This window comes from Pseudomonas sp. 7-41, from assembly GCF_021233075.1.
Classification (GTDB): domain Bacteria; phylum Pseudomonadota; class Gammaproteobacteria; order Pseudomonadales; family Pseudomonadaceae; genus Aquipseudomonas; species Aquipseudomonas veronii.
On the sequence record NZ_CP089551.1, the window covers coordinates 1,006,234 to 1,019,482 of the forward strand.

The 13,249-nt window shown below is 62.4% G+C and carries 12 protein-coding genes and 1 pseudogene; 5 read left to right on the forward strand and 8 right to left on the reverse strand.

The genetic code is table 11. The features are described from left to right. Positions 1-40: 40 nt before the first annotated feature. The gene (locus tag LQ249_RS04330; protein WP_177031396.1) at positions 41-1,360 is read right to left on the reverse strand and encodes an OprD family porin; all 1,320 of its coding nucleotides are present in this window, start codon (positions 1,358-1,360) and stop codon (positions 41-43) included. Between the two features lie 225 nt (positions 1,361-1,585). On the opposite strand from LQ249_RS04330, the gene LQ249_RS04335 reads away from it, so the two are divergent. From LQ249_RS04335 to LQ249_RS04345, 3 genes and pseudogenes are all read left to right on the forward strand, one after another. Then, positions 1,586-1,918 (forward strand): DUF2790 domain-containing protein, encoded by a 333-nt coding sequence (locus LQ249_RS04335; RefSeq protein WP_126588931.1) that lies wholly within the window; start codon positions 1,586-1,588, stop codon positions 1,916-1,918. A gap of 157 nt (positions 1,919-2,075) precedes the next feature. Next, positions 2,076-2,225, forward strand: a pseudogene (locus LQ249_RS04340) (chemotaxis protein); the annotation flags it as partial. A gap of 60 nt (positions 2,226-2,285) precedes the next feature. After that, complete coding sequence (locus LQ249_RS04345; protein WP_046384811.1) at positions 2,286-2,873, forward strand: flavin reductase family protein; 588 nt, start codon at positions 2,286-2,288, stop codon at positions 2,871-2,873. 6 nt (positions 2,874-2,879) lie between these two features. Here LQ249_RS04345 and LQ249_RS04350 read toward each other — a convergent pair whose 3' ends face one another. Next, positions 2,880-3,689 (reverse strand): AraC family transcriptional regulator, encoded by an 810-nt coding sequence (locus LQ249_RS04350; RefSeq protein ID WP_017844488.1) that lies wholly within the window; start codon positions 3,687-3,689, stop codon positions 2,880-2,882. Between the two features lie 140 nt (positions 3,690-3,829). Between LQ249_RS04350 and LQ249_RS04355 the strand changes: the two genes are divergently transcribed. Both LQ249_RS04355 and ddlA read left to right on the forward strand, forming a co-directional pair. After that, the gene (locus tag LQ249_RS04355; protein ID WP_108525190.1) at positions 3,830-4,468 is read left to right on the forward strand and encodes a LysE family translocator; all 639 of its coding nucleotides are present in this window, start codon (positions 3,830-3,832) and stop codon (positions 4,466-4,468) included. 44 nt (positions 4,469-4,512) lie between these two features. Continuing rightward, a complete protein-coding gene (gene ddlA / locus LQ249_RS04360) occupies positions 4,513-5,607 on the forward strand; it encodes a D-alanine--D-alanine ligase (protein WP_017844486.1) in 1,095 nt (364 codons plus the stop codon). A gap of 27 nt (positions 5,608-5,634) precedes the next feature. Here ddlA and LQ249_RS04365 read toward each other — a convergent pair whose 3' ends face one another. From LQ249_RS04365 to LQ249_RS04390, 6 genes are all read right to left on the reverse strand, one after another. Further along, the gene (locus tag LQ249_RS04365; protein ID WP_046384808.1) at positions 5,635-5,949 is read right to left on the reverse strand and encodes a helix-turn-helix domain-containing protein; all 315 of its coding nucleotides are present in this window, start codon (positions 5,947-5,949) and stop codon (positions 5,635-5,637) included. Positions 5,950-6,845: 896 nt separating this feature from the next. Continuing rightward, complete coding sequence (gene pgeF / locus LQ249_RS04370) at positions 6,846-7,568, reverse strand: peptidoglycan editing factor PgeF (protein ID WP_046384807.1); 723 nt, start codon at positions 7,566-7,568, stop codon at positions 6,846-6,848. A 25-nt stretch (positions 7,569-7,593) separates the two neighbouring features. Continuing rightward, on the reverse strand, positions 7,594-9,423 hold the full coding sequence (gene ggt, locus LQ249_RS04375) for a gamma-glutamyltransferase (protein WP_232566211.1): 1,830 nt from the start codon (positions 9,421-9,423) through the stop codon (positions 7,594-7,596). A gap of 35 nt (positions 9,424-9,458) precedes the next feature. After that, a complete protein-coding gene (locus LQ249_RS04380; RefSeq protein ID WP_108525196.1) occupies positions 9,459-10,238 on the reverse strand; it encodes a PhzF family phenazine biosynthesis protein in 780 nt (259 codons plus the stop codon). A 193-nt stretch (positions 10,239-10,431) separates the two neighbouring features. Then, complete coding sequence (locus tag LQ249_RS04385) at positions 10,432-11,682, reverse strand: acyl-CoA dehydrogenase family protein (protein WP_046384805.1); 1,251 nt, start codon at positions 11,680-11,682, stop codon at positions 10,432-10,434. Between the two features lie 31 nt (positions 11,683-11,713). After that, positions 11,714-13,141, reverse strand: coding sequence for an LLM class flavin-dependent oxidoreductase (locus LQ249_RS04390; RefSeq protein WP_232566212.1), 1,428 nt, complete (start codon positions 13,139-13,141; stop codon positions 11,714-11,716). Positions 13,142-13,249 lie beyond the last annotated feature (108 nt).

A 13,249-nucleotide genomic window follows, 5' to 3' on the forward strand; every position in this document is an offset into this window, starting at 1 on the left:
GAAGAGATGTACTTCATCGGCAAGTAAATGTAAGCGTTGCTTAGAGCACCGCCAGTGGATATTCGATAATGACCCTTACTTCTTCCAGGTCCGACTCAAATGCACTTGAGCGCACGCTCGCCTGGCGCAGGCGCAGGGATAAGTCCTTCAGCGTGCCGGCCTGCACCACGTACTTGGCTTCGATATTGCGTTCCCAGCGGCGCTGATCGGTGAGCGGATTACCGGCGGCATCGCGGCGCATATACACCGCGTTGGCGTTGCTGTAGTCGGCCCCGCTGCCTTTGGCGTAGCGGGTCATGAACGTCAGGCCGGGAATGCCGAAGGCCTGCATGTCCAGGTCGTAGCGCACCATCCATGAGCGTTCCTTGGGCGAGTTGAAGTCGCTGTACTGGATCGAGTTGTTGAGGAAGATCGAGTCCGACTGGCGCAGGTAATCGAAGTCGTCGTCGCCATTGTTGCGCTGGTGCGACACGGCAACGCTGTGGGCGCCGACTTTCACCCCGAGCCGGGCGCTCCAGATGTTGTTGTCGAATGTGCCCAGGCGCTTTTTGCCCTCGTCCACGGCCTTGTAGTAATTGACGTCGCCGAACAGCGAAACGTCTTCGGTGAGCGGGTAACTGGCGGTGCTGCCGACGTAGTATTGGTCCCAGGCGTCTTTCAGGCGGCTGCTGTACAGGCTGAAACCGAGGTGCTTGTTGAGTTGATAGTCACCGCCGAAATAGCCGATCCAGGGCGAGTCGACCGGGCCCGCATAAAACGTCGCGAAGCCTTTGTTCATGCCGCTTTCATTGGGCTGGCTCATGCCGCTCAAGCGTCCGCCCTGCAGGCTCAGGCCGGCGAGGCTGGTGTTTTGCACGGTGACGCCACGGAAACTTTCTGGCAATACACGGGAGTCGCCGTAGGCCACCACCGGCGTCAGCGGGAACACGTCGCCGGCCTTGATCACTGTGTCCAGCACGCGCAATTTCGCGGCGCCGCCGACCTTGCTGTAGCTGTCTTCGGGGCGGTTGTCGCGGTCCACCGGCAACATGCCGAACGAGCCCTTGCCGCCGCTGCGGCCGGTGCCCGAATCGAGTTTCACGCCGACCATGGCAAACGCATCCAGGCCAAAACCCACGGTGCCTTGGGTAAAGCCGGACTCGAACTTGCCGATCAGCCCCTGCGCCCAGGCTTCTGAATAGCCGTTGCCGGTCGGGCTGGATTGGCCTTTGCGATCATCGCGGTTGAAGTAAAAATTACGTGCCAGCACGTTCAGGCGGCTGCCTTCGATAAAACCGTCGGGCTGGTCTTCCACGGCCAGCGCTGCCAGGGGCAAGGCGGCGACGAGTGAGAGGGGGAGGGTGTAATAACGGATATGCATGTTTCGCTCCTCGGTATTGGCAGTGATCAGCTTCTTATGGAGGCGGGCGTTCTTATTGATTTGGCCCGGGCTGATAGTTGCAAACCGTGGATAACGGCTGTGTTGCGTGAACATTACAATTCTGGAACCTTAGTGCCACCTAACAAATACGTAATCTTCTGGTGAACATCGCGTCAGGGTTGTTTGGTTAGTCTCGACACTGAACTTTCAGTCGAGGAATGAACAATGAACTTTTATAAAACTGGCCTGGGTATATTGACGGCCATCCTGTCCTTCGGCGCATTGGCCGAAGGCGGCGGCGATCGCACGTTTGCGCTGATGATGGAGCGCAATGAACAAGCCATGACCGAATACGCGGCCAGAGAGGGCAAAGCGGCCCCGGTGGTGCAGACCTATCGCTATGGCATGACCCTGGACATCGCCAAGGTGGTCAACGTGACACCACCGATCCGCTCTTGCAGCCCCGTGCCCTCGCGCATGACCTACGAAGACACCAGCGGCAAGCTCAATACCCTGGAATATCAAGTGATGGGTATCTGCCGGAACAATGGCAGCTGACCGCTGTAAAAAAGAGTGACGCCGGGCATTGAAGCGCTCTTCAGAAAACGCCGGCCACACCGATGAAGGCCGGGTGGAATGGGCGAATGCCAACTTCCTGCAGGAACTGGCTTACTCGATGTCGCAACTGCAGGCGCGCGGCGAACACGTTGCCGGTGCGGTGCGCCTGATGAGTGACGGCCGCCAGCAAGCCGAGCAGGGCCTGGCCCTGGCGGCCGAAGCCGGCACGGTGATCGTGGACATCCAGGACGGCGCACAAAAGGTCGTCAGCGCAGTCGGACAGTTCGCCAACCAGCTCTCGAACTGACCCGTAGGGCTTGTGCTTGAGGTATCGTAGGTTTTTTCACTATTGAAGAGCCGATCCTTCATGAGCCCCGACCACTGCCGCCCCGTTCCGCTGTCCAAGGCCTACCGCTTGCTCAACCACGGCCCGACCGTGCTGGTCAGCGCCGCGCATGACGGTCAGCGCAACATCATGGCTGCCGCCTGGGCCATGCCGTTGGATTTCGAACCGCCGAAAGTCGCCGTCGTGCTGGACAAGGCCACCTGGACCCGGCAACTGCTGGAACGCGCCGGCACCTTCGTGCTGCAGGTGCCCTGCGCGGCCCAGGCCGATCTCGTGCAGACGGTGGGCACTACCAGCGGCGCGGAACTCGACAAATTCGCCGCCTATGGCCTGCGCACCTTCAACGGTGAACACACTGAGGCGCCTTTGCTCGAAGGCTGCGTCGCGTGGTTGGAATGCCGCCTGTTGCCCGAACCGCACACCCAGCAGACCTACGATCTGTTCCTCGGCGAAGTGGTCGCGGCGTATGCCGACGAGCGCGTGTTCAGCGAAGGGCACTGGCACTTCGAAGGCTTTGATCAACTGCGCACCTTGCACCATGTGGCGGGCGGGCATTTCCTCACGATCGGCCAGCCGATTGACGGGCAGCAGCTGACGCCCGCCGGTTGAGCGCGTTCAGCGCCCGAGCATCTTCACCCAGCGCGCCGGCGGCATGCCGTAGGTGCTGTGAAATTGCCGGGTCATGTGGCTCTGGTCGGTGAAGCCGGCGATCATCGCTGCGTCCACCAGCGTTTTGCCCTGGGCCAGCAGGCTGCGTACCAGATCCAGCCGGCGCATGGTCAGGTAGCGGTAAGGGCTGGTGCCGAACAACAAACGAAAATCCCGCGACAAGGCCCAGCGGTCGCGGCCGGCGTGTTCGGCCATTTCATCCAGGGTGATGCTGCGGCCCAGGGCGCTGTGGATAAATTCCCGGGCGCGTTCGGCGGCGACGTAATCGAAGGTCTTGCGGGTGGTGATCGCTCCCGAGGCGTTGTTCAAGGCTTGGGCCAGGTCGAACAGGGCGTCCTGCTCCTGCAGCCGGTCGATCGGGCAGTCCAGGCTTTGCAGCAACACTTCGCTGGCGCGAAACAGCCACGGGTCGGTGGACACCCCGCCGGGGATAAACGGCAACGGCTTGCCGCCGAGGATCTGTTGGACCAGCGCCGGCTCCACATAGATCATGCGGTACTTGAAGCCTTCCTCGCTGCCGGCGCGGCCGTCATGGGTCTCGTCGGGATGAATCACCATGGTGGTGCCGGGCAGGCCATGGGTCATGCCGCCGCGATAATGAAAACTCTGCACGCCGAACAAGGTGCGACCGATGGCATAGGTGTCATGGCGATGCAGGTCGAACGCGATGCCGGCGAAGTACGCCTCGATACGGTCCAGGCCACTGGCATGCGGCGCGCGGTGGACCCAGTCGAGGGTGGGGGTGGGTTTACCCATGGTGACTTGTCACAAGAAGAGGTGGAAACACGTTAACCGAGTCTGAGGCCCTTGTCTGCCGGGGTCTTGTACGATTGTGCAGGGGGGCAGGCGAGGCCTATGATCGCTGTTCGTGCCCTGTGCTGATGGAGTTGCCCGCCATGGATTTGCTCAACCCCGCCTACGTGACGCCCCTGATCTCGCTGGCCCTGCTGTGGACGGTGGCGGTGGTCACGCCCGGGCCCAATTTCTTCAACACCGCGCAACTGGCCGCCAGCTGTTCGCGCCGCCATGGCGTGGTGGCCTCGGCGGGTGTCGCGACTGGGACGATCCTGTGGGGGCTGGCCGGTGGGCTGGGCATAAAGTCGCTGTTTACCGCCGCCCCCATGCTGTACCTGGCGTTCAAGATCATCGGTGGCTGCTACTTGATCTACCTGGGGTTGAAGCTGTTCAAACGCTCGGCGCCGGTGATGGGGCAGAGCCGCTTGCCGGACGGGGCTAGGCGCTCGTTGTTTTCCGCCTGGCGCCTGGGGTTGCTGGGCAATCTGTCCAATCCCAAGGCCGCGCTGTTCGTCGCCACCATCTTCGCGTCCACCATGCCGCCGTCGCCATCGCCGATGCTGTTGACCCTGGCGGTGATCATCATGGCCACCTTGTCGTTCAGCTGGTATTCCAGCGTGGCCCTGGTGTTTTCCAGTGCGCGCATGGCCGACCTCTACAGCCGCTCGCGTAAATGGCTCGACCGTTTTGCCGGGAGTTGCTACATGCTGTTCGGTGTACATCTGGTAGCGAATCGCTGACCGCTCATGGTAAGAAGCCTTACTTTCAACAGTGAGGTCGGGTCATGAGCAAGGTGCGCGTAGGGATTATTTTTGGTGGCCGTTCGGCCGAGCACGAAGTCTCGCTGCAATCGGCGCGCAATATTGTCGATGCCCTCGACCGCTCGCGCTTCGAGCCGGTGCTGATCGGTATCGACAAGGCCGGTCACTGGCACCTTAACGACACCTCGAACTTCCTGATCAACCAGGAAAACCCGGCGCTGATCGCCCTCAACCAGTCCAACCGCGAACTGGCGGTGGTGCCGGGCAAGGCCAGCCAGCAAGTGGTGGAAACCGCCGGCAGCGGCCTGCTCGCGCATATCGATGTGATCTTCCCCATCGTCCACGGCACCCTCGGCGAGGACGGTTGCCTGCAAGGCCTGCTGCGCATGGCCGACCTGCCTTTCGTCGGCTCCGACGTGCTCGGCTCGGCGGTGTGCATGGACAAAGACATCAGCAAACGCTTGCTGCGCGACGCCGGCATTGCCGTCACGCCGTTTATCACCCTCAACCGCAACAACGCGGCGCGCACGTCGTTCGACATGGCGGTGGGCAAGCTCGGCCTGCCGATGTTCGTCAAACCCGCCAACCAAGGCTCTTCGGTGGGCGTGAGCAAAGTGAACGACGAGGCCGAATACCACGCCGCCGTCGAACTGGCCCTGGGTTTTGACGAGAAAGTGCTGGTGGAGTCCGCCGTCCACGGCCGCGAAATCGAATGCGCCGTGCTGGGCAACGAACATCCCATCGCCAGCGGTTGCGGCGAGATCGTGGTGAGCAGCGGCTTCTATTCCTACGACAGCAAGTACATCGACGACCAGGCGGCCCAAGTGGTAGTGCCGGCCGATATCAGCGTGCAAGCCAGCGAGCGGATTCGCCGCCTGGCCGTCGAAGCGTTCGAGGTGTTGGGGTGCGCAGGGCTGGCGCGGGTCGATGTGTTCCTCACCGAGGACGGCGAAGTGCTGATCAACGAAATCAACTCGTTGCCGGGTTTTACCCGGATCAGCATGTACCCCAAGCTGTGGCAGGCGGCGGGGATGAGCTACAGCGAGTTGGTCAGCCGCTTGATTGAACTGGCGTTGGAGCGGCATGCGGGGCGCAAGGGGTTGAAGATCAGCCGATAGTCATCGCCCGGCGCGTCAGTAACGCCATCAGGCGTTACTGAGGACTTCCCGGAAAACGTCCGGTCTTATAGCCGCAATATGCAGCAGCGAACGTGCTGCGCCGGAGGGGGAACGACGCCCTTGTTCCCACTCTTGAAGGGTTCTTATCGACACCCCCAACAGCTCGGCAAATTTGGCTTGCGACAACCCAGTCTTACTTCTTGCGTCCGCGGCTTGAGTGATTTCAACCTGGTGGACTGCGCCGTAAAGCCCCGCTTTGACATCCTGAATGGCTGCCAGTAATTCTTCGCCGATAGCGCGTTTGGCGTCACGTTCCTTCAGCTGTTTCTCAGTGAGTGGCATGGTTCATGTCCTTCGCGATTTTGTACAGGATATGCGCTGGAATAGGCTCGGTAGCGCCCTTGCCGTAAATCAGCAGGGCTACTACTGCTCCACACGACAATTGTGTGGTGTAGATGATCCGCACTGATCCACTTTTACCTCGGCCTTCCAGGCTCCAGCGTACTTTGCGGCAGCCACCCGAGCCGGGAATTACGGTTCCGGCGTCTGACGTAGCTTCTGGCAAGAAAGGGCGGGCCAGAAAATCGCAGTAGTGGAGCCGCTGTTCAAGGGCGTTTTTATCGCAAAAAATGACATGGCACTTTGCGTTTTGTCTCAGGGAGCATAGGTATCCACACAACTTTGGCGTGGTCCTGAACCTGTGGCGAGGGAGCTTGCTCCCGTGACGGCTCGGGAGCCGACGACTATCTAACTGATGCCCCGCGACCTAAATGTGGGAGGGGTGGTGCGACGATTCGACTTGCCCCCGATGGCGGCCTGACAGCCGACCAAGATGTTGGATCAGACTGAGTACATATCCGTTGCTGCGGTAACGGCGGCTATTGGTTCCGCTCTTACAGCGGCTCACTTTTGGAAAGGCCCAAAAGTAAGCAAAAGGCCTTCGCCCCACCACTCGGCACCTCGCCTAGGCTCGGTGTGCCCGTAATCCGACATTGATTTGGGGGGCCGCCGCCACGCGCCATCCATGGCGCGGGGCGGCTAAACCGGCATCCCTGCCGGTTTACCCCCCAAATCAATATCGAATTCCGGCCAGCGTGGTTTAACGGGGCGCCTGAGATCAAAAGCAAAATCAAGAGCGGCTCGCTTCGCATCGTGGTTACCGTTGGCTGCTACAAAGTTGTGTAGATACCTATGCTCAGGGAGGGGACATTCAAAAGAGGGCTGTAGGCCTTTGTTAATCAGCTTGTACGAGCAATCCACGAATACAACAACGTCTTCGCCTCTTGCGGTTGATGCGTGCGTCGGCGGTAGCTGGCAAACGTCGGTGATGTGCAATAGGTACACACCTCACTCACTTCAATCTGCTCGCGCCGAATGCCTGCCGCTTGCAGCAGCATCAGCCCATACCCGCTCAAGTCAAACCATGCGCTGCCCGCTTGTCTCGCCTGGGGCGGTGCAATTTCCGGCGTCAGCAGCGGTGCCGGTTGCTCAGCGCTCCATGGCGCCTGGCGGTGTGGCCACAGGTGCCCTTGGTCCGACTGGAACTCGGCAATAAACGCCGCGCTCACCTCATAACAACAGGGCTTGATCGACGGCCCGATTGCCACCTGCAATTGATCGACAGCCACTCCTTCAGCGGCAAAGCGCTGCACGGCGCTGGCGATGATCCCGCGTTGCAGGCCCTTCCAGCCACCGTGCACAGCGGCCACCCAGTCACCGTTGTTCGAGGCGAACAGAATGGGCAGGCAGTCGGCGGTGATCACCGCGATCGGGTGGTGATGGCGCGTCAACACGCCATCGGCTTCGACCGTATTGGCCACCCGATCTGCCTGCCATTCCATCACCGACGCACTGTGTATCTGCTTGCAGATGAATACATCTTCCGGCCGCTGCGGGTCATTGATCGAACAAAAACCGTGGTCGACACCAGGAACGGAACCGAGATTGTTTGCCTTGCGCACTGTGCTGTTCTCCGTGCATTAACGATCAATCGCCCAACGCCTCTCCCTCCCGCCGAGGGTCGGCACCGCCGCTCAGCGTCACCGTGCCCTGCGCATCCTGCGTGCGAACGATGGCCTGGATGCCACTGGTCATCTCGATCTCGCTCAGCGCTTGGCCCTTGTCCCTGAGCGCCTGTTTCAACGCCGGGCTGAACAGGCCGGTTTCCAGTTCGGTAGCGCCATTGCGGCTGCCGAAGTTGGGCAGGCTGATCGCGGCTTGCGGGTCGAGTTGCCAGTCGAGCATCGCCACCAGGGATTTGCTCACGTATTCGATGATCTGCGAGCCGCCCGGCGAACCCAGGGTGGCCAGCAACTCACCGCTGTGGCGGTCGAACACCAGGGTCGGCGCCATGGCCGAGCGCGGGCGTTTGCCGGGTTGCACGCGGTTGGCCACCGGCTGGCCGTTTTCTTCGGGAATGAACGAGAAGTCGGTCATCTGGTTGTTGAGCACAAAGCCCTGGACCATCAGGTGCGAGCCAAATGCGGACTCCACCGTGGTGGTCATCGACACGGCACCACCCTGGTCATCCACCGCCACCACTTGTGAGGTGGAGATGCGCAGCGGCGAGCGGTCCGGGGCATACGCCACTTGAATGCCCGCCGGTTGGCCCGGCTGCGCGATGCCCAGGCTGCGTTCACCGATCAAGGCGGCGCGCTGGGCCAGGTAGTCGGGGGCGACCAGGCCGGCGACCGGCACCGGCACAAAGTCGGCATCGGCCACATACAGGGCGCGGTCGGCAAAGGCCAGGCGCCCGGCTTCGGCGATCAGGTGAACCGCCTCGGGCGTGGGCTCAAGGCCGGCGGGGGAGGCGCTCTTGAGCGGTGTCATGGGCGCGATGGCCAGGCGTGGGTCGCGGGCTTGCAGGGCCTGCAACGTGCCGAGGATCTGCGCGATGGCAATCCCGCCCGACGACGGCGGCGGCATGCCACAGATTTTCCAGCGCTTGTAATCGGTACACAGTGGCGCGCGCTCCTTGGCCGCGTAGCCTGCAAGGTCGGCCTCGGACAGGCTGCCCGCGTTGCGGTGGCCCTGCACCTTGCGCGCAATCTCGTCGGCGATCGGGCCGTGGTACAGCGCGTCCGGGCCTTCCTCGGCGATGCGCTTGAACACGGCGGCCAGCGCCGGGTTTTTCAATAGGGTGCCGGTGGCTTTGGGCGTGCCATCGGCGTTCAGAAAGTAGGCCGCCATCTCCGGCGACTGTGGGATAAAACGGTCAGCGGCAATCAGGCTGTGCAAGCGCGGCGAGATGGCGAAGCCGTGTTCCGACAGCCGGATCGCCGGCTCGAACAACCGGGCCCAGGGCAGATGCCCGGTCTTTTTGTGCGCCAGCTCCAGCGCTCGCAATACCCCCGGCGTGCCCACCGAACGCCCGCCGATCTGTGCTGCGCTAAACGCCATCGGCTGCCCGTCGGGCTTGAGGAACAAGCGCTCGGTCGCCCCGGCCGGTGCGGTTTCCCGGCCGTCATACGCCTGCACGCGGTTCCCGTCCCACAGCATGATGAACGCGCCGCCGCCAATCCCCGACGACTGCGGCTCCACCAGCGTCAACACCGCCTGCATGGCAATCGCCGCGTCGATTGCCGAACCGCCCTGGCGCAACATCTCGCGCCCGGCTTCGGCCGCCAGCGGGTTGGCCGCTGCCGCCATATGCTGCGCGGCGTGGCGCGGGCTGAGGTCGGTGCGATAGCCCGAGCCCAACTCCGGCGCCGCTGGCGGTTCGTTGACCGGGGAGTGGCAGGCCACCAGGGCCAGGGCTGCGGCAATGACCGTCAGGTGACGGCGGGCAATCGAAAACACGCGTTGAACTCCGTTCATTTTGCGAATGATCTGTCGTTCTTGGGGAGTGCGTTTTACAGGTAGATCGAGCCCTGCATATACAGCACAGCCTTGCCGGAAATAATCACCCGGTCGCCCTTGAGGGCACAGCGCAACTGGCCCTTGCGCGTGCCGCCCTGTTCGGCGCTCAGGCTTGTCTTGCCCAGGCGCTCGGCCCAGAACGGCGCCAACGAGGTATGCGCCGAACCGGTGACCGGGTCTTCATTGACCCCCACATTCGGGCCGAACCAACGGGAAATGAAATCGAACCGCGCACTCTTGGCCGTCACCGCAATCCCGCGTTTGGGCAGGCCCTTGAGCCGGGCGAAATCCGGGGTGAGCGCGGCGACCTGGGCTTCGTCGTCGAGCAACACGATGTAGTCATCGGTGCCGAACACCTCGGCGCGTTCAATCCCCAGCGCGCTCAACATTCCGGCAGGCGGCTCGCACGCTTGTGGCGCTTTCGCCGGGAAATCCATCGCCAGTTCATCGCCCTCGCGGGTTACCCGGAGCTCGCCGCTGCGCGTTGCAAACCGCAGCACGTCAGGCGCATCCGCCAACGCATTGATCAACACCCACGCCGCTGCAAGCGTGGCATGGCCGCACAGGTCGACTTCGACGGTCGGGGTGAACCAGCGCAACTCATAAAAATCGTCACGCGGTACGAAGTAGGCGGTTTCGGACAGGTTGTTTTCGGCGGCGATGTTTTGCAGTTGCACGTCGCTCAGCCACTCGGTCAGCGGGCACACCGCAGCGGGGTTGCCGCCGAAAGGGTGTTGGCTGAAGGCGTCGACTTGGTAGATGTCCAGTTTCACCGTGGTGTACTCCATGTGCGAGGGGGAGGCTGGACACTAACAGCGGGCTGCGGGGAGCGTCAAAATACAGATGGGCTGTTTTTTTGCGCGCATGCACGCTGCCGCAAGGGACGCGGCGCAGCTTTTTCGGCGGCTCGGAAAAAAATGCCCCGACGGGCCGGGGCATTTCAGGTCGCGGTTTTACGTGCTGGCGCTATTTCGCTGCTTGGTTTTGCGGGCCGCCACTGCCGATCTGCCACACGTAGGGCGGTTCGGTGCCGTTGATTTCCCAATCACCGATGATCCGCTCTTTATAGATCAATGGATTATGCGAGGCCGCGGTGCGCGCATTGCGCCAGTGGCGGTCGAGTTGCAGGCTCGTGCGTGCGGCGGAAGCGCCCAGGGCGTTGAACAGGTCGCTGGTGGCGCGAAGCACCAGCTCGGCAATCACCACTTGCGCTTGGGCCGACTCCAGCTCCGCAGCGATGTTGGCCTCGCGTTCGACCTGCGCATCCTTGGCGAAGTGCGCCACGTAGGCGCGTTGCGACGCCGCGGCGGCGCGCAGGGCGGCCGCTTCGGCGGTGTAGACCTGCGCCGAGGCTTTGCCGACCACCTGCTGCACCTGGGCATCGTCACGCACCGCTGCCGCATTGCCATGGCTGAACACCCGGGCGCGAACACGTACCTGTTGGGCCACCTCTCGCACGGCCGCCTGCCCCGACCCGACCAGGACAGCCAGCAGGGTCAGTTGGTAAAACGCCGTCTGGTATTTAAAGCGCGTGGAGAAGTCGATCAGGTGGTCGTCTTCGACCACTGCGTTTTCAAACACTGACGTGCCGCTGCCGGTGGTGCGCTGCCCAAAGCCATCCCAATCGTCGCTTTGCCGCACACCCGGTTGCTGCACGCGGACCGCCGCGATCACGTCGGCACCGGTGTCGTCCCGTTGGGCGTACAGGTCGATCCAGTCGGCGAACAGGCTACCGGTGCTGTAGAACTTGGTGCCGTTGGCGACCCATTGCTCGCCCTGGCGGCTGATGCGGGTAATCACCTGGCCGATCTTCACGTCGCCGACTTCGGTCCAGGCATTGCCGACCAGTTCCCCGGCCACAAACCGCTCGAACCAGGCGTTCTGGGCGCTGAATGCCTGAGCGTTGAGGCGGTCTTCGACAAACGCAAAATGCCCGCGCAGGGCTTGTGTCACGTTGGAGTCGGCGGCCGCCAGTTCAATCAACAGTTGGAACAGTTGCGGCAGCGAGGCGCCGGCCCCGCCGAATTCGACCGGGACACGCACGGCGCCGAACCCGGCGTGCTTGAGCCATTGGATCGGTTCGAACGGCAGCGTGCGGCTGCGTTCGCGCTCGACCGCCCCTTCGGCAATCCGCGCAAAGATCGGCCGAAAACGCGCGGCGAGCGCTTCGTAATCGGTGCCGACAGACAATGTGTTCAGCGTGGTGAAACTGGACATAGGATGAATTCCTCTTCAGCGCAGTCAAGCGTCAAGTCAGGTCGGAGAATCTGGACGGTTTGGTGTGATCGGTGGCGTTGGCGCCGGTTTTGAACGCTCCGCGATAACGCGCCGCCGGATGGTCATCGGCGGCGTAGGGCGAAGTGCCGTCGAGGAGGTTTTCGCGCAGGGTGTCGCCCTCATAGGAGGTGCGGACACGGCCCCGGCGTTGCAGCTCGGGAACGATGAACTCGACGAGGTCTTCGAAGGTGCCCGGGGTGATCGCATAGGCCAGGTTGAACCCGTCGATACCGCCGACGTCCACCCAGCGCTCCATCTCGTCGGCCACCGTTTTCGGGCCGCCCACCAGCACCGGGCCCAAGCCGCCGATGCTGCGGTGTTTGATGATGTCGCGCGGCGTCCACTTGCGGTCGGGGTCGGCGGTGGCGAGCAGTTCCAGCACCGAGCGGATGCTGTCGTTGTCGATCGCTTCCAGGGGTTGGTCCGGGTCGTATTCGGAGAAATCGATACCGGTCCAGCCGCCGTAAAACGACAACATGCCTTCGCCGTTGGCATAGCTCAGGTAGTCGCGGTATTTGGCTTGCGCGGCTTCATCGCTTTCACCGGTGATCACCGTCAGCAGCGTGAACACCTTGACCGAGTCACGGCTGCGACCGGCTGCCACGGCGCGGTTGCGGATGTCATCGGAGACCTCGCGCGCCTGTTCGGCGGTGGCCGGGCTGATGAACACCCCTTCGGCGTGCTTGGCGGCAAAGGCGCGGCCACGGCTGGAAGCGCCGGCCTGGAAAATCACCGGGGTGCGCTGTGGCGACGGCTCGGACAGATGGATGCCCGGCACATCGTAGTATTTGCCCTTGTGGCCGATCGGATGGACTTTGCTCGGGTCGGTAAAGATCCCGCGCTCGCGGTCACGCAGCACCGCATCTTCATCCCAGGAGCCTTCCCACAGCTTGTAGGTCACGTCCAGAAACTCATCGGCGATGTCATAGCGTTCGTCGTGGGAAATCTGTTGCTTGAGGCCCAGGTTGACCGCCGCGCTGTTGAGGTACGAGGTCACCACGTTCCACGCCACGCGGCCTTTGGTCAGGTGGTCGAGGGTCGAGAACTTTCGCGCCAGGGCGTAAGGCTGTTCGTAGGTCAGCGCCGAGGTCACGCCAAAGCCCAAGTGCTTGGTGACGGTGGCCATGGCCGGCACTTGAAAGAACGGATCGTTGACCGGCACCTGGTCGGCGTCGAGCAGGGAGGTTTCCACCGAGCCGCGATAGATGTCATAGACGCCGACGACGTCGGCGATAAACACCGAGTCGAAATAGCCGCGCTCAAGCAGCTTGGCCAACTCGACCCAGTAATCGAGATCCTTGTATTTCCATGCCTGGCTGTCCGGGTGCCGCCAGGTGCCCGCGGCCTGATGACTCACGCAGGTCATTTCAAACGCATTGAGGATAATGCGGGAAGCCATAGTCGATTAACTCCAGTTGTCTTGATTCATGGGGCACGCAGGGCCGTTCACTCGTGGTTTGAGGGGGTGATTGCATGGTTCATGCCGAGTGCCAAAGGCCCGTAATGC